This is a genomic window from Maribacter sp. BPC-D8, from assembly GCF_035207705.1.
Lineage (GTDB): Bacteria > Bacteroidota > Bacteroidia > Flavobacteriales > Flavobacteriaceae > Maribacter.
Genome location: NZ_CP128187.1, coordinates 580,347 through 603,695 on the forward strand (window position 1 = coordinate 580,347; position 23,349 = coordinate 603,695).

Consider the following 23,349-nt stretch of genomic DNA (forward strand, 5'->3'; position numbering starts at 1 on the left):
TTATAGTGGTTGATAAATCTTTTACTTTACCAAAGTACTATAAACTAGGAAAGTGGCATATGACATTGGTCAGCTCAAAATTAATGGTTAATCGTCGTTTCTAAAGTAACTTTGGTTACTGCGAAGCCATAATTATTACAGTATTTTTGCAAAAAGCTTTAGAGGAATGGAAGCATATATAGATGCGTTTTTAAATGCGATAACAGGAACTTTAAGTTGGACATGGAAATCAATCATTTTTCAAGTGCCTTGGTATCTTAATTACTTTTGGGGCTTAATTTCTATATCGCTAATAGTTTGGTTTTTAGAAATTGTTTTTCCTTGGAGAAAACAACAAGGCGTATTTAGAAAAGATTTTTGGTTAGACGGCTTTTACATGTTCTTCAACTTCTTTTTGTTTGCCATTGCCATAAGTGGTATTTATAAATTATTGCAAGTGTTTTTTACTGACATCGGTATAAAAGCAAATAGTTTGGCACTAATAGATATATCTAACTGGCCAATGTGGGGTCAGCTTTTATTATTCTTTATCGTATTAGATTTTGTGCAATGGTTTACACATACCTTATTACACAAATATGCATTTCTTTGGAAATTTCATCAAGTACACCATAGCGTAAAAGAAATGGGCTTTGCAGCTCATTTACGATACCATTGGATGGAGAATATTTTGTATAAACCCTTGAAGACCTTCGGAGTTATGATTCTTGGCGGTTTTGAACCAGAACAAGCTTACATTGTTCATTTTATAGCCATAGCAATTGGGCATTTCAATCATTCTAACATAAAAATTACTTGGGGTCCTTTAAAATATATTTTAAACAATCCAGTAATGCATTTATATCATCACGCATATGATTTACCAGAAGGAACATATGGTGTAAATTTCGGAATTAGCTTAAGCCTTTGGGATTATATATTTAAAACCAATTACATACCAGAAGATAGTGGAGATGTAAAATTGGGTTACCCAGGAGATGAGAATTTGCCAGAAAACTTTTTAGGTCAGTTGACTCACGGCTTTAAAACAAAGAAGAAGTAATGTATAATTACTTCTTCTTTAGATTCTTAAAATTAGTCAGATAGTTTGCCCGTAGCGCAGCTTACAAAGGACTTCGCTTTTGATAGTACCGAATTATCTTGGTCTAGACTTGGGTAGCCAATCGACTTTAATTTGGTTTTTGCAGTAGCTATATCTTCTTGGTTTAAAGCGTCAAAAGAAACCGATGATGATTCTACTGATACCGATACATTCGTTATGGTAGGTATCTCCTCTAATTTTGAAACAATTGTTTTGGCACAGCCACCACATTTTAAATTTTGAATAGGAATTACTGAAGTCATATCTTATTTATTTTGTTCGTCTTTAAAACTTATACTCCAAATGCCTCTTACCTCATTTTCTTTATAGCCTATGGCTTCGTCATATGGGTATTTATCGTTCAAAAGTTGGGTAACCTTTGGGTCGATATTTGTTTCTGGTACACCATGGCAGTTTAGGCACATGGTATTGGTAACAATAGGAGAATAGAAATAAGTATTTCCATTCTCGTTAGCTAGTATAGGTTCGTAAGACTCGTTATTATTAATTTTTGATTTAAAAAACGCAATATATTCAAGCTCTTTTTTACTTGCTTTATTATTTTGATTTCTTGGTTTATCACTTACCCTTTTAATTTTAGCATGGTGAACAATTGCCATACTATCTGTTAGCGGATATGCCTTTTCATTACAAAACGTTACAGCACCAATTGGACCATTTTTCTGAATATTGAGCATAAGGTTCTTACCTAATACTTTTTGGGTACTTTGGGCAATCATTTTACCTTTTTCTAAAAGTAGGCTGTCATTAACTTTAGCATCTATCTCTGATGTGCTGACGCTTGAAGATGAATTATTAGAATTATCAATAACAACATCTTGTTTCACCTTTGGAGCATCTTTACAACTGATTGTAAAAACAATCACTGATAATAAAAAGATATTTTTCATAAGTATGACATTTTAAACGTGTTGATTGATTTTGAAATAAGCCATTATTCCTGAATAAACCTACTATAAACTACCTATTAAAGGGTAATGGTAACCTTTACCTTAGTTCCAAGAACTATAACCTCCTTTAAGATCATAAACTTGTGTAAAGCCCATGTTTAATAATTTACGAGCAGCTTTTTGACTTCTTGCGCCTGATCTACAGTATACGTATACCGGTTTTTCTTTATTTACTTTTTCAAAATAAGCGTTAAAATTACCAGCGCTAAAAAAATCAACGTTTATAGCGTTCTTAATATGACCGCTATTATATTCAGATGGCGTTCTAACGTCAAAAGGTTTGATATTGTTAGCTACAATTTGCGTGGCATATTCGTTCTTGTTTAGTATAGTAATATTACCTGCGGCTTCTTCTTTTTTACCAAAGAGTGTACTTAAAAATGACATAGTATTTTATTTAAAATTAATATTTAATAATAGAAAGAAACGGACTTGGTATATGACCGTTTCTTTCAATAACCAACCAATAAAAAAATTTATAATGTAGTAGGACAAACAAATTCAGTAACCGGTATACCAGCTTCTTTAATATCTTTAAATCCGCCTTTTACATCTATAAGATTATGAATACCTCTACTTTTCAAAATAGAAGAAGCAATCATACTTCTGTAACCACCAGCACAATGCACGTAAAATAATTTTTTGTTAGGGAATTCGGCTAAATGGTCGTTTAGAAAATCTAGCGGTGTGTTTTTAGCATCGATAATATGTTCAGAAAGGTATTCAGATTCTTTACGAACATCGAATACGGGTACCTGATCAGTTTCAATGGCTTTTTTAAGTTCATCTGCATCAACCTGGCTTACGGTATCATACTCCATCGCCGCTTTTTTCCAAGCATCGAATCCGCCTTCTAAATATCCTAAAGTGCCATCAAAACCAACTCTAGATAATCGAGTTACAGTTTCTTCTTCCATACCAACAGGAGTTACTAGTACAATTGGCTGTTTTACATCTGCAATTAAAGCACCTACCCATGGGGCAAAACTACCATCCAATCCTATAAAAATAGAACGTGGAATATGACCTTTTGCAAAATCATCTTGATGACGAACATCTAAGACTATAGCGCCAGTTTCATTTGCGGCTGCTTCAAAAGCTTTTGGTGAAAGTGCTCTTGTACCACGAACCAATACTTCTTTTATATCTTCATAACCTTCTTTGTTCAGTTTTACATTTAAAGGAAAATATTGAGGTGGCGGTAGTAAACCATCAATCACTTCATCAATAAATTCTTCTTTCGTCATATCTGAACGTAAGGCATAATTCATTTTCTTTTGGTTACCCAATGTATCTACCGTTTCTTTCATCATATTCTTACCACATGCAGAACCGGCACCATGAGCAGGGTAAACGATGACGTCATCTGCTAATGGCATGATTTTTTCACGTAGACTGTCAAATAAAAATCCGGCAAGATCACGCTCTGTCAATTCGCCCATTTTCTGTGCAAGATCAGGTCTACCGACATCACCTAAAAACAACGTATCTCCACTAAAAATAGCATAGTCTTTACCATTGGCGTCTCTTAATAAATACGTGGTACTTTCCATTGTATGACCAGGAGTATGCAATGCAGTAATCGTAATGTCCCCTAATTTAAACTCTTGATTATCTTTTGCAATAATCGCTTCGAAAGACGGATTCGCTTTTGGTCCGTAAATAATATCAGCACCAGTTTCTTTAGCCAAGGTTACATGACCACTAACAAAATCGGCATGAAAATGTGTTTCAAAAATATATTTGATTTTAGCATTATCTGCCGCAGCTTTCTTTATGTAAGGCTGTACTTCTCGTAGAGGATCAATAATGGCGACTTCTCCATTGCTTTCAATGTAGTAAGCACCTTGCGCAAGACAACCAGTATATATTTGTTCTACTTTCATAAGTTCATATTTATTATTGACCCAAAATTACATTTGTAAAAAGGACTACACAGTAACTTAGGTTACATAGGTATTAACAAGTAAAACAGCCCTGAAAAATCAGCGCTGTTTTAGTAGTACCTATTACAATAGTGTTGATGGGCAAACGTATGCTGTTTTAGGTAGTGTTGTTTTTGAAATAGCTTCAAATCCGCCTTTAACATCAGTAAAATCTTGCCATCCCCTTTGTTTTAAAATTGAAGCTGCGATCATACTTCTATAACCACCGGCACAATGTAAAACGAAATGCTTGTCTTTAGGGAATTGAGATAGATGCTGGTTGATTTCATTTAAGGGAACATTGATGGCACCGACCACATGTTCAGAATCAAACTCACTCTTTTTTCTAACATCAATTATTAAAGGTTTATCGGCTTTATATTCAGCTTCTAATTCATCGGCATCAATTCTGTTGCTTACCTCGTAATCTTTTCCTGATTGCTTCCAAGTATCAAAACCACCATCTAAAAAACCTACAGTATGGTCATAACCAACTCTTGCCAATCGTGTAATGGCTTCTTCTTGCTTGTCTTTGTAAGTGACCAATAAAATTTCTTGTTTAATATCTGGTATCATTTCACCGACCCATTGCGCAAAACTACCTTCGAGTCCGATATTGATACTATTAGGAATAAATCCTTTTGCAAAATCTTCGGCATTTCTAGTATCTAAAACCAAAGCTCCGGTTTCATTGGCAACAGCCTCAAAAGCCTCGGGAGTGTATGGGGTAGTGGCACGGTCCATGATCTTGTCTAAACTTTCGTACCCTTGAATGTTCATTAAAACATTTTTAGGAAAATATGCTGGAGGAGCTGTGAGTCCGGTTAAGAGTTCTTTGATAAATTCCTCTTTGGTCATATCTGGCCTCAGCGCATAGTTTACTTTCTTTTGATGCCCTAACGTATCGGTAGTTTCTTTACTCATCATTTTACCACAAGCAGAACCGGCACCATGATTGGGGTAGACAATTAAATCATCGCTCAGTGGCATAATTCTATTGCGGAGCGAATCGTATAAATACCCGGCTAGCTTTTCTTCGGTTAAATCTGCAACGACGTGTTGTGCTAAATCTGGTCTACCAACATCGCCAATAAACAAGGTGTCGCCAGTGATAATACCATGTTCTTTTCCATTTTCATCAATTAATAGGTAGGTAGTACTCTCCATCGTATGCCCGGGAGTGTGAATTACTTTAACCTTATAATCACCTACTTCAAATATTTGATTGTCTTTTGCTGTGGTAGCTTTATAAGCTGGTTTTGCACCAGGGCCGAATACAATTTCTGCACCCGCCTTTTTTTGTAAATCTAAATGACCACTAACAAAATCTGCATGAAAATGGGTCTCAAAAACATATTTAATTTTTGCATTGTCTTTTTTAGCACGGTCAAGGTATGGCTGTACTTCTCGTAACGGATCGAATACTGCAGCTTCACCATTACTTTCTATATAATAGGCAGCGTGTGCCAAACATCCGGTATAAATCTGTTCTACTTTCATGTTGTTGCTTATTTTGATTAACAACATAAAATTACCCTTTCTTTAAAACGTGTACAGTGACATTAGTCACATAAGCGAAATTTATTTAAAGAATTCCATGTAGAAAATAAAGGCAGCCATAACAAGAATAAAATAGCCGAAACCTTTCTTTAATTTTTTACCATCTATGAAGTTGCTGAGGTAACTGCCAATAAAAATACCAACAAAAGATAGCGAGGTGAAAATGGCAAGAAACTTCCAATCAATGAGCATGGTCATGGCATCGCCCAAAAAGAAACCCATTAATGATTTAATAGCAATTATAATCAACGAGGTACCAACGGCAACTTTCATTCCAACATTTGCCAAGATGACCAATGCAGGAATGATTAAGAATCCGCCACCGGCGCCAATCAATCCTGTTATGCTACCAACTATAAGCCCTTCTAATAATATTAAGGGATAATTATAAGAAACATCTCCGCCTTTAATAACACTCTTTTCCTTTTTTAGCATAGAATATGCAGCAGGAATCATCAAAATAGCGAACAGCCCGAACATTGCCATTCTACGTGTAAATTGAAAGTGATCGACTTCAAATAAAACATCGGGCATAGCCGGTATCACATAGTACCTAACAAGTGTAACACCAATAATTGCGGGTGTACCAAAAACAATAGCAGTTCGCCAATCTACGTAACCTTTTAGATGCTGTTGCCAACCACCGACCAATGCACTTGCACCAACAATAAAAAGAGAGTAAGCGGTTGCGGCTTTTTCGTTAATTGAAAAAAGGTAGGCTAAAACAGGAACAGCTAATATGGAACCACCACCGCCAATAAGACCTAATGAAATACCGATAATTAAGGCACTGATATAACCAAGAATTTGCAAAATTTCCATGTGATGTATTTGATATCACAAAAGTAGAATGGTACGGAAACCTGCGCAGTAACATTGGTTACAGAGGTATTATAAATCTAATATCTCTAAATAATTTCGGTGAAGTTTAATTTTACCCATTTCTTCTAGCTTCTTTAAAAGCCTAGAAATTACAACCCTAGAACTATGAAGGTCATAGGCAATATCTTGATGGGTACTGTGAATGATATTATCTTTTGTTACTCTAGATTTTTCTTTTAAATAGCCGATTAGACGTTCATCCATTTTTTGGAATGCGATATTATCTAAGGTGCTTAAAAGCTCATTTAATCGAACATGGTAGCTATTGAAAACGAAGTTTCTCCAAGATTTATATTTGGCGGTCCATTCTTCCATTTTCTGAATAGGCACCATAATAAGTTTTGCATCAGTTTCTGCAATAGCTCTAATTTCACTTTTCTTATCGCCCATACAGCACGCCATGGTCATAGAGCAGGTATCACCTTTTTCTAAATAGTATAGTAAAAGTTCATCGCCATCTTCATCTTCTCTCAAAATTTTAATGACTCCAGAAATTAATAAAGGCATACCTCTAATGTAGTCACCAATCTCCATGAATTTATAACCCTCAGGTACTTCTTTAAAAGTACCTACCTGAACAATTTCATTGATGAGCTCTTCTTCAAAGATATCTCCGTATTCTTCCTTTAAGTTTTGAATCATTCTTGGCTAATTAATTTTCTGAGCAATTTCTTTATCAAATTTAAAAAATATATTCGCCCAAATCGATTTAGATACTGCGGCTATCCATGGCATTGTTATCACTAATGATGCAACGATAACAACAAATAAAACACCTATTGAAAGTTGAAGTCCGAATAGTAAAGTTAATACATACGCGGCAACTGCTACAGCAATACCTACTGCGTAAGAAACATACATTGATCCCGTATAAAAACTAGGTTCTATACTATATTTCAAATCACATTTTGGGCAACGTTCTTTAACCTTATTGAAGTTACTTAATTTATAAGGATTAGCCTCAAAGAATTCACCTTTATGACATCTTGGGCATTTCAAAAATATAACACTGTATAATTTGGAACCTTTTGGTAACATGGGTATAAATTTTAATCAAAATTATTGGATCTGAATATTTTCTTAGGTAACAAAGGTTACATAGTACAACTATTCATTATGTAATTTCTGGGGAAGTTATTTTTTTTCGATGTGCTGCGAACTGATATAAATCATATTATATGCTGACTTAGACATGTAAGTTTGTGACTAAATAAGAAGTTTATGTGTTCGCTTGTTCAAAAGTATAATGTACCAGGACCTAGGTATACTAGCTACCCAACAGTTCCTTTTTGGGATATCAATACCTTCTCAGGAAAAAAGTGGGAGGCTTCGGTAAAAAAGAGCTTTCACGCAAGTAATTCGATATCAGGTATTAGTCTATATATACATTTACCATTTTGCGAGAATATGTGTACGTTCTGCGGATGTCATAAGCGTATTACAAAACGACACGATTTAGAGATGCCCTATATAAAAGCGGTATTGAAAGAATGGCAATTATATAGCGCACTGTTCGATGAAAAACCGATTATAAAAGAGCTACACTTAGGTGGTGGTACGCCGACATTTTTTACTCCAGAAAACTTGAAGTATTTAATAGATGGTATTCTACGAATAGCCGATAAGGCAAATGATGCCGAGTTTAGTTTTGAAGGGCACCCCAATAATACCACTAAAGAACATTTGCAAGCACTGTACAATGTTGGTTTTAGAAGAGTAAGCTATGGTGTGCAAGATTATAATGAAACGGTACAAAAGGCAATCAATAGAATTCAACCTTTTGAAAATGTAAAAAATGTAACCGAGTGGGCTCGTGAAATTGGGTATACATCTGTAAGTCACGATATCATATTCGGTCTACCACATCAAAAGCTAGAACACGTAATTAATACGATAGAAAAGACCAAAGAATTAAAACCAGACCGTATTGCTTTTTACAGCTATGCACATGTGCCATGGTTGGCGGGTAACGGTCAACGTGGTTATAATGATGCAGATCTACCTGCGGGAGATGAAAAGAGAACGCAGTATGAAGTTGGTAAAGAATTGTTATTAGAATATGGGTATCACGAAATAGGAATGGATCACTTTGCATTAGAGAGCGACGGATTATTTCAGGCTATGGAGAATGGAAAACTTCATAGAAATTTTATGGGTTATACCAGCTCTAATACCAACTTAATGATTGGGTTAGGTGCGTCGAGTATAAGCGATAGTTGGTACGGTTTTGCACAGAATGTAAAAAATGTAGAAGAGTATCAAAGTCTTGTGGAAAATGATATTATTCCGCTATACAGAGGTCATATTTTAACAGAAGAGGATCAAATTATAAGAAGACATATCTTAAATTTAATGTGCCATTTTAAAACCAGTTGGAGCGAATTTAAGTTACATCTTCCACAAATAGATAGTATTTTAAATAGGTTACAAGAAATGGAAGAAGATGGTTTAGTGACCATTACCGAAGGTAGTCTTCAAATTACCGAAAAGGGCAGACCGTATGTTAGAAACGTATGTATGGCTTTTGATTTGCCTTTGCAGAAAAAAGCACCAGACACCAAGATTTTTTCAATGACCGTTTAATTTTAAAAATAGAAGTTCCTAATCTTAATAATTGCTAAATAAAATTACCATGAAAAAAATAATCGTACTTACAGATTTTTCAAATCAGTCAGAACAAGCGCTAAAGGCAGCTGCAGATTTGGCTAAAAAACATAAAGTTGAACTATTGGTAGTTCATATGCTAGAGTTAAACCAGGCAATAATTACTTCGCCCGATGGTATGTATATCGAGCAAACAGTTTTCATGGTGAAATTGGCAGAAAAGAATTTAAAAGAATTTATAGAAAAGCCTTATTTAGAAGGCGTTACCGTAACTCCGGTAATTAAGCATTATAAAGTATTCAGTGAGCTAAATGTTATGGCTAAAGAACATGATGCAGACCTAATAGTAATGGGTTCTAATGGAGCTAGCGGATTTGAAGAAATGTTTATTGGCTCTAATGCAGAAAAAGTGGTTCGTAACGCTACAGTACCAGTTTTAGTTATTAAAGGCGAGATTACAAATTTAAGCTTAGATCGTTTTGTATTCGCATGCGATTTTAATGATGATAATTTACCAGCTTTTCAAAAAGCTAAGGAGTTTGCAGTGATGCTAGGTGCTAGCATGGAGGTTGTCTTTATCAACACGCCAAACGATGAATTTTTAAGTAATAGAGATGCTTATCAAAAAATAAATAAATTTTTAACTAAGGCCAATTCGGCACAACAAGTTGAAATTTATAATGATTACAGTGTTGAGCAGGGTATTATCAATTATGGTAAAACCATCTTAGCAGATGCTATAGCGATCCCTACACACGGTCGTAAAGGCATTTCACATATGTTTAATGGTAGCATTGGCGAAGATGTTGTAAACCACTCAAGAATACCTGTGATTACATTCAAAATATAGATACTAACCTAGTCTATAAGCAAGAATAAACCCAAGGCAAATGCCTTGGGTTTATTTGTTTTAATACTATTTATTTGAGTAGAAAACTATACTTTCTTTAATCCGAATTTACTGTTTTAAAATGTGTGTGTATTATTTAACGTATTGATTTATAATACGATATAGATTCACTTACTTAGTAAATTTTAACATATTTAAGTACGAGGTAATTGTCTTTTATCATTTTATTTTAAATAAGGACAATTTTATCCTTGATCATGATATTTATCATATTTTTCCTTTTTAATACCCAATACATTTGTCCAGTTAATTAATCAATAATCATTAATCATTTAAAAAATGAAAATAGTTCTAAGAAGTACCGTAATAATGTTTTCACTGCTACTAATGGCATGTGGAGGCAAAGAAGAAAAGAAAAAAGAAGGATTTAGTGTAGATCGTTCAAAAGCTACAGAAAAAGCAACAGAGGCTGTTACTGAAACTAGTACAGAAAAACCTTCTGAGCGTGTAGATTTAGAAAATAAAGGAGTAGGCCCTATTACCTCTGTGACTTTATCTCCTGAGATTGATATGGCATTAGCAAAAAAAGGTGAAGAAACGTACAGCCAAATGTGTATGGCTTGCCATAGAATAGATAAAAAATTCATTGGTCCGGCTCCAACTGGTGTTTTAAAAAGACGTAGTCCAGAATGGATTATGAACATGATTCTTAATCCAGAAGTTATGGTTAAAGAAGATCCTTTGGCAAAAGAGCTTATGGCAGAATTTAATGGTGCGCCAATGGCCAACCAAGGGTTGACCGAAGACCAAGCGCGTAGCATACTTGAGTATTTTAGAACATTAGAGTAGTAAATAAATAAGATAACCACAAACATAAATAAAATGAAAAAGTACTTCTTTTATCTAGCAGCGGCTCTAGGGCCAATTCTGCTTCTTTCAGGTTGCGGCGACCAAAACGGTAAGGCATCCTCAAATGGAGCACTTGCATCAAATAATGCAGAGAAAGTATATGTAGCACCTGGTGAACATGATGAGTTTTACGCATTCATGTCTGGCGGGTATAGCGGTAACGTAACCGTTTATGGTCTTCCTTCTGGGCGTATGTTCAAAGAAATTCCTGTCTTCTCTCAATTCCCTACAAATGGATATGGGTATTCAGAAGAAACAAAACCTATGTTAGAAACGTCTTTTGGCTTTATTCCTGCAGATGATTCTCACCACCCAGATATTTCTCAGACTAATGGTGAATTAGATGGTAGATGGCTATTTATAAATGGAAATAACACTCCACGTATAGCTAGAATTGACCTAAAAACATTTGAAACTGCTGAGATTATAGAAGTTCCGAATAGTGCAGGTAACCACAGTTCTTCTTATATCACAGAAAATTCAGAGTATGTAGTGGCAGGAACACGTTTTTCAGTTCCTATTCCACAAAGAGATATGCCTATAAAAGATTACAAAGGGAATTTTAAAGGAGCCTTATCTTTTATTAGTGTAGAACCTGAAACTGGTAGAATGGATATAAAATTCCAGTTAATTATGCCTGGTTTTAATTATGATTTATCTCACCCTGGTAGAGGTAAATCTCACGGTTGGTTTTTCTTTACTACGTATAATACAGAAGAAGCAAATTCATTGTTAGAAGTTAACGCTTCTCAAAACGATAAAGATTTTATTGCAGCGGTAAACTGGAAAAAGATTGAAGAGTATGTAAATAATGGCGGTGGTACAATGGTGCCTGCAAATTATACACATAACGTATATAGCGATGAAACACATAGTGCTACTTCAACCATGAAAAAAGAGGTTCTTACTGTAGATCCTACAAAAGTACCTGGTGCTATATTCTTTATGCCAACACCAAAATCTCCACATGGGGTAGATGTAAGTCCGTCAGGCGATTACATTATTGGTAACGGTAAGCTTTCTGCAGACCTTACAGTATTTTCTTTTGATAAAATGATTGCTGCAATTGAAGGTAAGAAGTTTGATGGAGAAGCATATGGTCTTCCAATTTTAAAATTTGAAGATGTACTTGGTGGGACTGTAAAGAGTGGAGGCTTAGGTCCATTGCATACAGAGTTTGATGGTAAGGGTAATGCGTATACTACGTTCTTTATATCATCAGAAGTTGTTAAATGGAAATTAGATACATGGGAGGTTATTGATAGAAAACCAACTTTTTATTCAGTAGGTCACTGTATGATCCCTGGTGGTAACTCTAGAAAGCCTTTTGGTAAATATCTAGTATCGTTGAACAAGATTACAAAAGATAGATACCTGCCAACGGGTCCTGAATTAGAGCACTCTGCGCAATTGTATGACATCTCTGGAGATAAAATGGAGCTTATATATGACTTTCCAACACATGGCGAGCCACACTATGCAGCAGCTATACCAGCATCTATATTAGCGCCTAAATCGCAGAAAATATATAAACTGGCAGAAAATGAGAATCCATATGCTACAAAAAATGTTGCAGATGCAAGAGTTGTGCGAAATGGTAATGAAGTACATGTGTATATGGCAATGATCCGTAGTCACTTTACTCCAGATAATATTGAAGGTATTAAAGTTGGTGATAAAGTATATTTCCATATCACGAACCATGAGCAAGATTTTGATGTACCACATGGCTTTATGATGATTGGGCAACAGAATTCTGGTTTACTAATAATGCCTGGTCAAACAAAAACATCTGTTTGGGAACCTAAGCAAGAAGGAGTATGGCCATTTTACTGTACAGATTTTTGTTCTGCTTTACACCAAGAGATGCAAGGTTACGTAAGAGTATCGCCTGCATCATCTAATCTTGACCTTTCTTGGTCTTTAGGTGAGTAAGTTTAAAAAAAGTAGTTAAGTATTTTAAATATAAAGCAGGTCGTGTTTTAAGACTGACCTGCTTTTTTTATGAGAATTAATTTTAGTTTTAGTGTTAGTTTTTAATATAATATAAGATGAAAAAGGCAAGTATAATAATGTTCGTAGGTTCTATATGTTTATTGGGGTTATTTGCATTTCCGCTTTGGAATATTATGTTAGGTGCTCCACAATACCCAGATCCATTGGGTATGAACATTCATATTACAGGCATACAAGGTGTCTCTGAATTTGATTTACAAAATATAGATGGTCTAAACCATTACATAGGTATGAAGACAATACCTAAAGCTGATGAAATGTGGGAATTCAATGTTTTTCCTTCCGTAATAATAGGTATGGTAATTTTAGGGGTACTTATAAGTATACTAGGCTTTTTTGGTAAAGTAGATTATCGTTATTTTTTAGGTTGGTTTGTGTTAATGTCTATCTTAGGTGTTATGGGTATGTACGATTTTAATCTCTGGTTAACAGATTACGGTTCAAATCTAGATCCTCATGCAATCATTAGAGTTATTAATGATGATGGAACACCAATGACATATAAGCCACCACTTCTTGGGTATAAAAAATTATTGAATTTTGATGTAAGTTCAATGCCTTCTGCAGGTGCATGGTTCATGTTCGTAGGTATGATGCTTACTGTAGTTGCTTTTTTTGTAGGATGGAAAAGTAAAAAATCGTTGTAGCCTTAATAAACCATAAATAACTAAAAAATGAAAAATCTAGTAATAATAGGTGTAATATGTGTTCTAGTATTATCGGCATGTAATAGCGAACTTAAGCCCATAACTTATGGTTCTGATGGATGCCATTTTTGTAGTATGACTATTGTAGATAAGCAGCATGCAGCTCAGTTTATGACTAAAAAAGGAAGAAGCTACTCTTTCGATGCTACTGAATGTATGTTAAACCACTTACGCGAAATAGATACAGAAACAGTTGAATTATTTCGAGTAAACGATTATACGGATCCTGGCGTTTTTGTTGATGCTACACAGGCAACATATTTAATTAGTGAAAACATACCAAGTCCTATGGGTGCCTTTCTTTCTGCTTTTTCAAATGAAGAAGCTGCTAAAAAAGCGCAATCAGATAATACGGGAGTTTTATATACTTGGACTGAGTTAAATGAAAAGTTTAAAAAATAAGCTTTTTTTAAAAGTAATAGTGCAGCTTTTAAACTTATACGTTACCAACAAACCATACAAAGTATAAACCAAAAGGTAAATTTATTCGTGATAACATGATACGATACCAAAGCTTATTAATTTTTACGTTAGTACTTATGGTAACTGCAAATCTATGGGCGAAACCTATTGTAATTTGTGATAGTTGTGAGGTAAAATCAATTTCTGAAGGAATTAAAATTGCTATGGAGTTCGATACGCTTCTAGTAAAAAAAGGAACCTATAAAGAGTACAATATTCTAATAGATAAACCATTGACTTTAATAGGAGAAGATTACCCTATAATTGATGGAGAAGAGAAAGGTGAAATCATACGTATTGTATCAGATGGTGTAACGCTCGATGGTTTTTTTATTATCAATGTAGGTACTAGCTATACTACAGATCATGCAGCCATTAGAGTAGTTAAAAGTGAAAATTTTCTAATTCAGAACGTGGTGCTCGAAAAGTTATTTTTTGGTATTTACTTAGAGAAATCAAGCAATGGTAAAGTCTATCACAATAAAATTATAGGTGATGCAAAAGACGAATACAATTCGGGTAACGGCATTCAACTTTGGTATTCTCACCATGTAGAGGTTAGTAATAATATCGTTCAAGGTGCAAGAGATGGCATATACCTAGAGTTTTCAGATAATATAGCCATCCATAATAATAAGAGCACGGGTAATTTAAGATACGGTCTACACTTTATGTTTTCTGATGATGATATATATACAGACAATATTTTTGAAAACAATGGGGCAGGGGTAGCGGTAATGTTTTCTAAAAATATAGTGATGAAGGGCAATACTTTTCGTAAAAACTGGGGTACTGCTGCTTTTGGTATGTTATTAAAAGAAATTAATGACGCAGAAATAAGCAATAATACCTTTGAAGAAAATACCATTGGTATAAATATAGAAGGCTCTAACCGTATTGATTATAAAGGGAATAATTTTATAAAGAACGGATGGGGAATTAAAGTTTTAGGAGCCTGTTATACCAATACTTTCTCTGGAAACAACTTTCTATATAACAGTTTTGATATTTCGTATGACAGTAATTTGAACGACAACGTTTTTGACGGTAATTATTGGAGCGATTATACTGGCTACGATTTAGATAAGAATGGCATAGGCGACGTACCATATCGCCCCGTAAAATTGTTTTCTTATATCGTAAACAAAACGCCAGAATCTATAGTATTACTTAGAAGTCTTTTTATGGATATCATTGATTTTTCTGAAAAAGTTTCTCCCGTTTTTACACCAGATAATTTATTGGATATTAATCCCCTAATGACCAAAGTACAATGATTCATATTGAAGGTTTACAAAAGAAATTTGGAAAGAATATTGTTCTTTCAGACTTAGATCTCAACATTGAGAAACCAGGTGTTTTTGCCATCTTGGGTCCTAATGGTTCAGGTAAGACAACCTTAATAAAAAGTGTTTTAGGTATGGTGGTACCAGATAAGGGAAGCATTTCTGTTTTGGGAAAACCAATTAAAAAAAACTGGAAATACCGTAAAGAGATTGACTACCTACCTCAGATAGCAAATTTTCCAGGTAATTTAAAAGTACACGAACTTATACGAATGATCAAAGATCTTAGGCAGAGCCCAAGTGATGAAGATCGATTGATAACGCTTTTTAAGCTTGAACCTTTTTTAGATAAAAAACTATCTACACTTTCTGGAGGTACAAAGCAGAAGGTGAATATCGTTTTGGCTTTTATGTTCGATAGTCCGTTGTTAATTTTAGATGAGCCTACAACTGGTCTTGATCCAGCATCTTTAATACATCTAAAAAATCTTATTAGAGAACAGAAAGAAATGAACAAGACAGTATTGATCACTTCTCATATAATGCAGTTCGTAGCAGAAGTTTCAGATATCATTGTCTATTTACTAGAAGGTAATATTTACTTTAAAGGTAGTATTGAAGAACTGAAAACAAAAACCGGACAAACAGATTTAGAACATGCCATAGCGGCAATAGCAACCACACCAGCTCATGCTTAAAATATTAAAATACAGTTTTTACGACCTTATTCGTAGCCGATGGAGCTATGTTTATTTTTTGTTCTACCTATTGTTAGGTTTTGTATTGCTATTCTTGAACAATGACGTTTCAAAGGCAATCATTACCCTAATGAACGTTATCATAATTCTAGTGCCTTTGATCAGTACCATCTTTGGTATCATGTATTTTTATAATTCAAAGGAGTTTACAGAGCTTTTATTGGCGCAGCCAGTTAAACGTTCTTCCATTTTCTTAGGGCAATACTTTGGTGTTGCAGGCTCTTTAACATTAAGCTTAGTGTTGGGGCTTGGTATTCCGTTTGTACTTTACGGCTTATTAAAAAGTGATGCTATTTTTGACTTTACCCTGCTCTTGGTAACAGGCGCTTTTCTAACCTTAATTTTCACTGTACTTGCTTTTAATATAGCCTTGTCTAATGAGAATAAAATTAAAGGCTTTGGGTACGCCGTATTGCTGTGGTTGTTTATGGCAGTAATCTATGACGGACTTTTTCTAATGTCATTAATTATTTTTAAAGAGTATCCTTTAGATAGTTTTTCTCTTGCAGCAACTATTTTCAATCCTATAGATTTATCGAGAACCTTAATTCTTTTAAAGTTGGACATCTCTGCACTATTGGGTTACACGGGTGCAGTATTTAAAAAGTTTTTTGGTACAGATCAAGGGCTGTTTGTTTCAATGTTCATGCTTATTTTATGGACGGTTCTACCTATTTGGAGATTAGTACACGTTTCTAAGAAAAAAGATTTTTAAATTGGTGCCAACAACATGGCAAGACTAAATAAAAACCTTCAGAACCACACCAGCTTAGCAATAGTATATTTTGTGTTAGCTGCGGGTTTAGGGTGCGTTCTACGATTTTTTAGGGTATTTGAAATTCCCGTTACGTACAAATTTATTGTTCATGCGCATTCTCATGTAGCTTTGTTGGGTTGGGTATATTTAGCACTGACTACGTTGCTATATAAACTTTACCTAAGTAAGGTAGAGGTACATAAGAAATACAGAAACATCTTTTGGTTTACCCAACTTACTATAGTTGGTATGTTGTTGACATTTCCGTTTCAAGGGTATGCGGTATTTTCAATTATATTTTCAACACTTTTCTTATTTGCATCCTATTGGTTTGCATGGTTCTTTTTTAAGAATGTTCCGGCTGAATACAAACAGAAGCATTCATTAAAATGTGCTAAGGTCGCTATAGTGTATTTATTACTTTCAAGTCTTGGACCATGGGCATTAGGGGCTATAATGAATACCCTTGGCGCAACTTCTATTTGGTATCGTTTAGCCATTTACTTCTACCTACATTTTATTTATAATGGATGGATGATTATGGCGCTTGTTGCTGTGTTTCTTTATATTCTTGACAAGCAAAATATATTGTTATCAGAAAAAGGTTTCAAAGCTTTCTTTTTGAAATTAAATTTAGGAATTATCTTCTCTTTTTTTCTGTCTACCTTATTTACCCAACCAGCAGTATTCTATTATATTTTAGGCGGAGTGGGGGCTTTTTCACAACTCTGGGCTTTTTATGATTTATTTAAATTTATGAGGATTGAATGGACTCCAATTAAAAGACAATTTTCAATTTTTTTTATAAATACAATTAAGACAATAGGGGTGTTATGGGGATTAAAAATGCTCTTGCAATTGCTAAGTTCCATACCTTATTTTGCTAATATGGCTACAACGTATTTAGACTTTACGGTTGGCTATTTACATTTAACCTTTTTGGGCGTTGTTACCATAAGTTTATTCCTTTTTCTAGATTATTTTAAACTATTAATTCTAAACAAAAAGTTGTTTTTAGTATACGTCTTTGGGTTTGTATTTACAGAATTACTTATTTTCTTTAAAGCCATTGTGGCATGGCAATCAGCTACTTTATTCTCTGAATATTATTTTATTTTAGCGGTAGCAAGTTTACTTATTTTAGTAGCTGTTTTGGGTCTTTTAATACATAATTATAGACTTAAAGCTACATTGAAATAGAATGAATATTATTTGTATGATAAAAGCTATTATTTCTAGTGAAACAGAAATTGTATAGTTTAAAATTCTTTTTAACGTCGCAGATAAGTGAGACCTTCTTCAAGACCTTCGGTCATTTCAAAAAGACTCGTATTTTCTAACATACTTCTTAAGTCGTTTCTTATTTGTACAAATTTATCGTGAACGGGGCAGGGTTTATCGGCATTACATTTTTTAAGCCCCAAACCGCAGCCTGCATAGACATTGTTTCCATCTATTGCATATACTATTTGGTCAAGCTTGATTTTAGAAATATTTTCAATTTCTATTTCAAAACCACCATAGGCACCTTTTACCGAATCTATAATTTTGTTTTTAGTCAATTGTTGCAGAACTTTTGCTGTGAAGGCAACAGGTGAGTCAATCTTCTCAGCAATCTCTTTTAAGCTCACACGTTTACCATCAAGCGAATTTAATGCTATGTAGGTTGATGCTCTAATTCCGTATTCACATGCTTTAGAAAACATTGTAGGTTTAAAGTTTTGGGTAACAAGTATATAAACAGTATTTAATGTAACATGTAGTGATTTAAATTAAATCAAGGTTACTTTTTTATAATGGGGGAAGTGTGTTATTCTTGTTACGATTTATCGTAAATATCGGTCATTTATGTAATTTAAAATATGAAGTTTATCATAAAATTAAAATTATACCTAAAATTAAAAAGTCAACCTATTAGGTTGACTTTTTAATTTTAATAAAGATATGTATCGTTATTTTCCTAAATGCTCATTATAGAATGTCCATGCTTGTTTAGCCACATCTCTACCTAATTCTAAGCCTGCAATATTATCGGCTTGAATGTGGTAACCACCCATAACTCTAGACATACCAGCCATATTTGCCGACTCTGTAAACGTAGGGAAGGTAACCGTAACAGGTTTACCATAGAAAGCAGCATCAATTTCAGTTAGTGTTCCTGGCATTAATTCTACTGATTCACCAAAGTAATCATCGCCTGTAAACAAACGTAATACTTCTGCACAGCCACCACTAATGGTACTATGTCCAGAAGTGTAACTAGGAAATGGCGGACATAAAAAGATATCTGGAGAATAAGGTCTCCAATCTTGTCCTTTCATTTCTATAATTCCAACTCCGGGTCCACCCCAAGCTTTAATAGTTTTGTCTTTGTAATATTCATGAACCAGTGCATATGGTCTGGCATAATCGTAGAACATTTTAGAATCCCAAGAAGCTATGAAAGCATCCATAGCTGTAATTTCGGTTAAGAAATACATTTTTACGTCTTGGTCTAGGGTATGGTTATCACGGCGAGAAACATCTTGAGCGAATTTCAACCAGTGTCCCGCTTGTTGAACAGACTGTGGTCCGTCTCGCATGAATTCGACCAACGCTTTATCTTCATCAGAAAGGTTGGCTTGTAGATCAACCACTTCTTGTACCTCTTTTTTCAATTGCTCAGAACCGTACATAGGTGGTGGTCCCGGTCTAAACTGATCAGCAGATGTCATCGTAATCGGTGTTACTTGTTGCCAGTAGGGCGTAAGGCATCCTGGTGCATATTGCCCACCATTACCATCAGAAAAATACTTAGGTTGCCAACGGTTGATATCAGTACTTTCATCAGCAGAGTTTACAGGACTGTAATTTGTGTAGTCAAAATAAGGCTCTCCATCAGAGCCATCAACAGTACCGTATTGATTGCTGCCATCATTTTTTCTAGCTTCAATGGTTGCCTTAGCAGCTAAGTTGCCAATACCTGCTGGGGTGTTCGGATCCATAGAAGTATTATCAGGGTCTAGACCTAATTCTACCATGAATTTTCTGAACATTTCGGTATCAGAATAGTAGTATTCTTTCATGGCGCCAAAAGCAGCATAGCTAATAGCAATTTCTTTATTAGATAGCGTTTGCTCGGCTAAGGGTCTTCTTTCTGTAGCTTTTAAAAATACAGGTATGGCATTTTCATCATATCTAGACCAGGCATCGAAAATAGAGATAAAGATCAATCCTAAGTATCGAGAAGTAATTGTAGGTCTTGGTTTAAATTTTTCGGTATCAGAGGCTGTAGCATCTAATGCCATTTTACCCCATTTGTAAGCAACATTTTCAGTTCCTTTTGGCTCTTCTTGTTTTTCTTGGGCAAAAGATGTTCCAACGCTTAAAAAAGCAATGGTTAATGTTAAAAATAAAATACGTTTCATTCGTTTAGTTTTTGGCTATTTCTAATTCCTAAATATAGCTATGAGATTATAAAAAATAAAATTTATGACGTAAGAACATTCGTCATAAACTCATGTAATTGGTGCATTTGGGGCTTTCCTTTTTTCTTACCACTTCTACCTGAAAAATATAATACAAACCATAGCGCTATTAGCATGATCATGACACCTACTTGAATGTGGTATTCCTTACCTAAAGATGCACTTGAATATGCCCAAATACCTATAATTATAAAAAGTGTTGCTATGACAAAGTGTATGAACATAAAGAAAGTCCATAGGGTAGGGTTGGGACCGAAAACGCCATATAGTTTACAACTAATGTCATCTACCTCATCTATTTCTAAATGTAACTGCGGAGACCAAAAGTGATGCTCTTTTTGGTTGAATTTGATGAACACATGCTCATCTAAACGTTTAACCAAAAACGGATTTTCTTTCGATCCCTCAAATTTGCTAAGAACCGTTTCTTTGTTTTTTGATAGATGCATTTGAAACCTTGGGCGAAGTACAATTTCGTTCGGTAATGGTTTCATATAAATTTGTATTTGGCTTTAGCCATTAATTATGACATTCTATTGCACTTGAAACTAGTTCAGTGACAGGTGCTGGTGATACGTACGGTATGCCTAGACCAAGACCTCTTAGTATAAAAAGAACTCCTATAATAACTACAAATACCGGAATTGCTTTTTGTACTTTTTGACGTATACCACCTTTTAGTAAATTACTAAAATAAATGGCAGCGGTCATGAGGGGTAAGGTACCCACACCGAAAAGCATCATGTATAAACTACCTTGTAAAGCATCGCCCATAGCTATAGATCCAAAAAGCGCCATGTAAACGAGACCGCATGGTAAAAAACCATTTAAGAATCCGATAGTTAAAAAGGTATCGGGCGATTTTTTCTTTAGCTCTTTGCCCAATTGGTTCTTAACTTTTGATATGATTTTGTAGATGGGTTTAGACAGGTTGTACTTATTGAATGTTTTATACGGAATCAAAACAATCACAATCATAATAATGCCAATACCAATAGATAACTTTTGTTGTATACCAAAAATGGAAAGCCCTTTACCTAGTAGTCCGAATATGAGACCTATAAGTCCATACGCCATTAATCGACCAAAGTGATAGATAAATATCTGTCCGAATTTTTTGTAGTTGTTCGTTCTATCTACCGGAAGCATAAAGGCAATGGGTCCGCACATACCTACGCAGTGCAAACTACCCATTAGACCTAATATGAGTGCAGATAGTAGCATATTTAAAAGGTAATACTCTCTTTATGTAGAAAATCTTTTCCTTCGTGTTCCCAAGTAATTTTAATGTCCCAGCGACCATCCAACAATTGATTGTCAGGTATGAGCAAATGTGAATTGGATAAACTAATGGGCAAATTAAAATCCAAATTCTTGTTGGATGGTCTGTATAGGGACACTATACCTTTAACATTGGTATCATCATATCCTTCAGGGAAAAGTATCATTAACCCTTCAGAAGATTTTTGTATTTCTATTTGTGTAGTTGCGATTTGAGCATTTTTCTCTGCATCTATTTCTTTTTGAAAGCCAAGCTCCGCTTTATAATAATCTTCGGTAACCAAATCATGATTAGCATTATGACTGGTGGTCATAGTAATTACAAAAAACAAGATAAAGCCCATGAACGCAACTATGGCAATGACAATACCGGTACCCCAATTAATTTTCATGATTTTTTCTTTAAGTACTATTTGTAACTACGTGGTGCTAAAAAGCGAGCTGTAGTGGTCTCAATTAATTTATCGTTACTGTAAACACCAATTTTAAGGTCGTTCTTATCACCACTTAAAGCAGATGCATTTATTTCTATAAACAAGGTGCCTTCTGCCAATGCCTCTGGATCTACATCAAAATTCTCATGACGTACTAGTTTAATTTCTCCTTTAGGTGATATCAGCTTAAAGTGAACATCTTCAACCGGTTTAGTGGTTTTGTTCAATAGTTTATAAGTGTATACATTACTAATAATGTTCCCTTCTTTGTGTTCGTACAATTGCCCAGGTAGTCTTAATATATTTGCTTCAAGGTCATTTCTCAAGAACATCATGCCTACTAATACTCCAGTTAAAATAACCAGTACAGCGGTATATCCTTTTAAACGAGGTGTAAACTTGAATTTCTCTTTCTTGGTAATTTCGTCTTCACTTGCATAACGAATCAAACCTTTAGGTAAATCAACTTTTTCCATGATGGTATCGCATTCATCGATACAAGCAGTACAGTTAATACATTCTAACTGCGTTCCGTTTCTAATATCGATACCAGTAGGGCAAACATTTACACATTGATTACAGTCAATACAATCACCATTACCTAATTCTTGGCGATCTTCATTTTTACGCCATTTTTTTCTACCATTTTCAGCTTCACCTCTTTCATAATCATAGGCAACTACAATCGATTTATTATCAAGAAGCACCCCTTGCATACGACCGTAAGGGCAGGCAATGATACATACTTGCTCTCTAAACCAAGCGAATATAAAATAGAAAACACCGGTAAAAATTAATAGCGAAACCATGGTGCTTACATGCTGTGATGGACCATCGGTAACGTATTGTATTAAACGGTCACTTCCAATAAGGTAGGCGAGAAAGACATTGGCTATAATAAACGAAATGATGAAAAAGATAATCCACTTTATAACACGTTTACGAATCTTTTCTGCATTCCATTCTTGTCTATCTAATTTTATTTGAGCACCTCGATCACCGTCGATCCAATATTCTATCCTACGGAAAACCATCTCTAAGAATATAGTTTGCGGACACATCCATCCGCAGAAAATACGTCCGAAGGCTACCGTAAACAGGGCGATAAAAACCACCCCAATAATCATAGAGATTACAAAGAGGTGAAAATCTTGTGGGTAAAAAGGAAATCCGAAGATGTTGAAACGTCTTTCCAACACATTGAACATCAAGAATTGGTTGCCGTTTATTTTTATAAAAGGAGACGCAATCAAGAAAACAAGAAGAACGTAGCTTACATATTTACGATACTCATAAAGTTTACCACTCGGCTTTTTAGGAAAAACCCAAGCTCGTTTTCCATCTTCCTTAATGGTACCGATAGAATCTCTAAAATTATCTTGATCTTGTGACATTTGTA

At 34.7% G+C, this 23,349-nt stretch carries 25 protein-coding genes; 11 read left to right on the top strand and 14 right to left on the bottom strand.

Annotation, left to right across the window (positions count from 1 at the left end; all coding sequences use genetic code 11):
- Positions 1-166: 166 nt before the first annotated feature.
- Positions 167-1,042, top strand: coding sequence for a sterol desaturase family protein (locus QSV08_RS02420; RefSeq protein WP_324026253.1), 876 nt, complete (start codon positions 167-169; stop codon positions 1,040-1,042).
- 32 nt (positions 1,043-1,074) lie between these two features.
- On the opposite strand, the gene QSV08_RS02425 is transcribed toward QSV08_RS02420, so the two are convergent.
- The 8 genes from QSV08_RS02425 to QSV08_RS02460 form a co-directional block, all read right to left on the bottom strand.
- Positions 1,075-1,344 (bottom strand): cation transporter, encoded by a 270-nt coding sequence (locus QSV08_RS02425; protein WP_324026255.1) that lies wholly within the window; start codon positions 1,342-1,344, stop codon positions 1,075-1,077.
- 3 nt (positions 1,345-1,347) lie between these two features.
- Positions 1,348-1,992 carry a Tll0287-like domain-containing protein gene (locus tag QSV08_RS02430; RefSeq protein WP_324026256.1) on the bottom strand — a complete coding sequence of 215 codons (645 nt, stop codon included), beginning with the start codon at positions 1,990-1,992 and terminating at the stop codon, positions 1,348-1,350.
- A gap of 102 nt (positions 1,993-2,094) precedes the next feature.
- Entirely contained in the window at positions 2,095-2,439 is a 345-nt protein-coding gene (locus QSV08_RS02435; RefSeq protein ID WP_324026258.1) for a rhodanese-like domain-containing protein, read from the bottom strand.
- Between the two features lie 89 nt (positions 2,440-2,528).
- The gene (locus QSV08_RS02440) at positions 2,529-3,938 is read right to left on the bottom strand and encodes an MBL fold metallo-hydrolase (RefSeq protein WP_324026260.1); all 1,410 of its coding nucleotides are present in this window, start codon (positions 3,936-3,938) and stop codon (positions 2,529-2,531) included.
- Positions 3,939-4,061: 123 nt separating this feature from the next.
- Positions 4,062-5,477 (bottom strand): MBL fold metallo-hydrolase, encoded by a 1,416-nt coding sequence (locus QSV08_RS02445; RefSeq protein WP_324026262.1) that lies wholly within the window; start codon positions 5,475-5,477, stop codon positions 4,062-4,064.
- Positions 5,478-5,558: 81 nt separating this feature from the next.
- A complete protein-coding gene (locus QSV08_RS02450; RefSeq protein ID WP_324026264.1) occupies positions 5,559-6,359 on the bottom strand; it encodes a sulfite exporter TauE/SafE family protein in 801 nt (266 codons plus the stop codon).
- Between the two features lie 69 nt (positions 6,360-6,428).
- Positions 6,429-7,061, bottom strand: coding sequence for a Crp/Fnr family transcriptional regulator (locus QSV08_RS02455; RefSeq protein WP_324026265.1), 633 nt, complete (start codon positions 7,059-7,061; stop codon positions 6,429-6,431).
- 6 nt (positions 7,062-7,067) lie between these two features.
- The gene (locus QSV08_RS02460; protein ID WP_324026267.1) at positions 7,068-7,457 is read right to left on the bottom strand and encodes a DUF983 domain-containing protein; all 390 of its coding nucleotides are present in this window, start codon (positions 7,455-7,457) and stop codon (positions 7,068-7,070) included.
- A 183-nt stretch (positions 7,458-7,640) separates the two neighbouring features.
- Here QSV08_RS02460 and hemN point away from each other — a divergent pair, with 183 nt between their 5' ends.
- The 10 genes from hemN to QSV08_RS02510 all read left to right on the top strand — a co-directional run bounded on the left by hemN (position 7,641) and on the right by QSV08_RS02510 (position 17,968).
- A complete protein-coding gene (hemN, locus tag QSV08_RS02465; RefSeq protein ID WP_324026269.1) occupies positions 7,641-9,002 on the top strand; it encodes an oxygen-independent coproporphyrinogen III oxidase in 1,362 nt (453 codons plus the stop codon).
- 49 nt (positions 9,003-9,051) lie between these two features.
- On the top strand, positions 9,052-9,873 hold the full coding sequence (locus QSV08_RS02470) for a universal stress protein (protein ID WP_324026271.1): 822 nt from the start codon (positions 9,052-9,054) through the stop codon (positions 9,871-9,873).
- 339 nt (positions 9,874-10,212) lie between these two features.
- The gene (locus tag QSV08_RS02475) at positions 10,213-10,722 is read left to right on the top strand and encodes a c-type cytochrome (protein WP_324026272.1); all 510 of its coding nucleotides are present in this window, start codon (positions 10,213-10,215) and stop codon (positions 10,720-10,722) included.
- A gap of 33 nt (positions 10,723-10,755) precedes the next feature.
- A complete protein-coding gene (gene nosZ, locus QSV08_RS02480; RefSeq protein ID WP_324026273.1) occupies positions 10,756-12,717 on the top strand; it encodes a Sec-dependent nitrous-oxide reductase in 1,962 nt (653 codons plus the stop codon).
- 116 nt (positions 12,718-12,833) lie between these two features.
- On the top strand, positions 12,834-13,445 hold the full coding sequence (locus QSV08_RS02485) for a hypothetical protein (protein ID WP_324026275.1): 612 nt from the start codon (positions 12,834-12,836) through the stop codon (positions 13,443-13,445).
- Between the two features lie 27 nt (positions 13,446-13,472).
- The gene (locus tag QSV08_RS02490) at positions 13,473-13,907 is read left to right on the top strand and encodes a nitrous oxide reductase accessory protein NosL (protein WP_324026277.1); all 435 of its coding nucleotides are present in this window, start codon (positions 13,473-13,475) and stop codon (positions 13,905-13,907) included.
- 95 nt (positions 13,908-14,002) lie between these two features.
- Complete coding sequence (locus QSV08_RS02495) at positions 14,003-15,244, top strand: nitrous oxide reductase family maturation protein NosD (protein ID WP_324026279.1); 1,242 nt, start codon at positions 14,003-14,005, stop codon at positions 15,242-15,244.
- Positions 15,241-15,951, top strand: a complete 711-nt coding sequence (locus tag QSV08_RS02500; RefSeq protein WP_324026280.1) for an ABC transporter ATP-binding protein — start codon at positions 15,241-15,243, stop codon at positions 15,949-15,951. Before QSV08_RS02495 ends, QSV08_RS02500 begins: the two co-directional genes overlap by 4 nt.
- Positions 15,944-16,726 carry an ABC transporter permease gene (locus tag QSV08_RS02505; RefSeq protein WP_324026281.1) on the top strand — a complete coding sequence of 261 codons (783 nt, stop codon included), beginning with the start codon at positions 15,944-15,946 and terminating at the stop codon, positions 16,724-16,726. The genes QSV08_RS02500 and QSV08_RS02505 overlap by 8 nt, the downstream gene beginning before the upstream one ends.
- 15 nt (positions 16,727-16,741) lie before the next feature.
- Positions 16,742-17,968 carry a hypothetical protein gene (locus tag QSV08_RS02510; protein WP_324026283.1) on the top strand — a complete coding sequence of 409 codons (1,227 nt, stop codon included), beginning with the start codon at positions 16,742-16,744 and terminating at the stop codon, positions 17,966-17,968.
- A gap of 71 nt (positions 17,969-18,039) precedes the next feature.
- On the opposite strand, the gene QSV08_RS02515 is transcribed toward QSV08_RS02510, so the two are convergent.
- The 6 genes from QSV08_RS02515 to ccoG form a co-directional block, all read right to left on the bottom strand.
- On the bottom strand, positions 18,040-18,474 hold the full coding sequence (locus QSV08_RS02515) for an RrF2 family transcriptional regulator (protein WP_324026285.1): 435 nt from the start codon (positions 18,472-18,474) through the stop codon (positions 18,040-18,042).
- Between the two features lie 246 nt (positions 18,475-18,720).
- Positions 18,721-20,175 (bottom strand): vanadium-dependent haloperoxidase, encoded by a 1,455-nt coding sequence (locus tag QSV08_RS02520; RefSeq protein WP_324026288.1) that lies wholly within the window; start codon positions 20,173-20,175, stop codon positions 18,721-18,723.
- A gap of 62 nt (positions 20,176-20,237) precedes the next feature.
- Positions 20,238-20,729, bottom strand: a complete 492-nt coding sequence (locus QSV08_RS02525) for a GTP-binding protein (protein ID WP_324026290.1) — start codon at positions 20,727-20,729, stop codon at positions 20,238-20,240.
- Between the two features lie 25 nt (positions 20,730-20,754).
- Entirely contained in the window at positions 20,755-21,459 is a 705-nt protein-coding gene (locus QSV08_RS02530; RefSeq protein WP_324026292.1) for a sulfite exporter TauE/SafE family protein, read from the bottom strand.
- 2 nt (positions 21,460-21,461) lie between these two features.
- Entirely contained in the window at positions 21,462-21,908 is a 447-nt protein-coding gene (locus QSV08_RS02535; protein ID WP_324026294.1) for a FixH family protein, read from the bottom strand.
- Positions 21,909-21,925: 17 nt separating this feature from the next.
- The gene (gene ccoG, locus QSV08_RS02540) at positions 21,926-23,344 is read right to left on the bottom strand and encodes a cytochrome c oxidase accessory protein CcoG (protein ID WP_324026295.1); all 1,419 of its coding nucleotides are present in this window, start codon (positions 23,342-23,344) and stop codon (positions 21,926-21,928) included.
- Positions 23,345-23,349 lie beyond the last annotated feature (5 nt).

Coding starts and splice junctions, on each gene's coding strand:
- QSV08_RS02420 (WP_324026253.1), top strand. CDS start 167: ATGGAAGCATATATAGATGCGTTTTTAAATGCGATAACAGGAACTTTA.
- QSV08_RS02425 (WP_324026255.1), bottom strand. CDS start 1,344: ATGACTTCAGTAATTCCTATTCAAAATTTAAAATGTGGTGGCTGTGCC.
- QSV08_RS02430 (WP_324026256.1), bottom strand. CDS start 1,992: ATGAAAAATATCTTTTTATTATCAGTGATTGTTTTTACAATCAGTTGT.
- QSV08_RS02435 (WP_324026258.1), bottom strand. CDS start 2,439: ATGTCATTTTTAAGTACACTCTTTGGTAAAAAAGAAGAAGCCGCAGGT.
- QSV08_RS02440 (WP_324026260.1), bottom strand. CDS start 3,938: ATGAAAGTAGAACAAATATATACTGGTTGTCTTGCGCAAGGTGCTTAC.
- QSV08_RS02445 (WP_324026262.1), bottom strand. CDS start 5,477: ATGAAAGTAGAACAGATTTATACCGGATGTTTGGCACACGCTGCCTAT.
- QSV08_RS02450 (WP_324026264.1), bottom strand. CDS start 6,359: ATGGAAATTTTGCAAATTCTTGGTTATATCAGTGCCTTAATTATCGGT.
- QSV08_RS02455 (WP_324026265.1), bottom strand. CDS start 7,061: ATGATTCAAAACTTAAAGGAAGAATACGGAGATATCTTTGAAGAAGAG.
- QSV08_RS02460 (WP_324026267.1), bottom strand. CDS start 7,457: ATGTTACCAAAAGGTTCCAAATTATACAGTGTTATATTTTTGAAATGC.
- hemN (WP_324026269.1), top strand. CDS start 7,641: ATGTGTTCGCTTGTTCAAAAGTATAATGTACCAGGACCTAGGTATACT.
- QSV08_RS02470 (WP_324026271.1), top strand. CDS start 9,052: ATGAAAAAAATAATCGTACTTACAGATTTTTCAAATCAGTCAGAACAA.
- QSV08_RS02475 (WP_324026272.1), top strand. CDS start 10,213: ATGAAAATAGTTCTAAGAAGTACCGTAATAATGTTTTCACTGCTACTA.
- nosZ (WP_324026273.1), top strand. CDS start 10,756: ATGAAAAAGTACTTCTTTTATCTAGCAGCGGCTCTAGGGCCAATTCTG.
- QSV08_RS02485 (WP_324026275.1), top strand. CDS start 12,834: ATGAAAAAGGCAAGTATAATAATGTTCGTAGGTTCTATATGTTTATTG.
- QSV08_RS02490 (WP_324026277.1), top strand. CDS start 13,473: ATGAAAAATCTAGTAATAATAGGTGTAATATGTGTTCTAGTATTATCG.
- QSV08_RS02495 (WP_324026279.1), top strand. CDS start 14,003: ATGATACGATACCAAAGCTTATTAATTTTTACGTTAGTACTTATGGTA.
- QSV08_RS02500 (WP_324026280.1), top strand. CDS start 15,241: ATGATTCATATTGAAGGTTTACAAAAGAAATTTGGAAAGAATATTGTT.
- QSV08_RS02505 (WP_324026281.1), top strand. CDS start 15,944: ATGCTTAAAATATTAAAATACAGTTTTTACGACCTTATTCGTAGCCGA.
- QSV08_RS02510 (WP_324026283.1), top strand. CDS start 16,742: ATGGCAAGACTAAATAAAAACCTTCAGAACCACACCAGCTTAGCAATA.
- QSV08_RS02515 (WP_324026285.1), bottom strand. CDS start 18,474: ATGTTTTCTAAAGCATGTGAATACGGAATTAGAGCATCAACCTACATA.
- QSV08_RS02520 (WP_324026288.1), bottom strand. CDS start 20,175: ATGAAACGTATTTTATTTTTAACATTAACCATTGCTTTTTTAAGCGTT.
- QSV08_RS02525 (WP_324026290.1), bottom strand. CDS start 20,729: ATGAAACCATTACCGAACGAAATTGTACTTCGCCCAAGGTTTCAAATG.
- QSV08_RS02530 (WP_324026292.1), bottom strand. CDS start 21,459: ATGCTACTATCTGCACTCATATTAGGTCTAATGGGTAGTTTGCACTGC.
- QSV08_RS02535 (WP_324026294.1), bottom strand. CDS start 21,908: ATGAAAATTAATTGGGGTACCGGTATTGTCATTGCCATAGTTGCGTTC.
- ccoG (WP_324026295.1), bottom strand. CDS start 23,344: ATGTCACAAGATCAAGATAATTTTAGAGATTCTATCGGTACCATTAAG.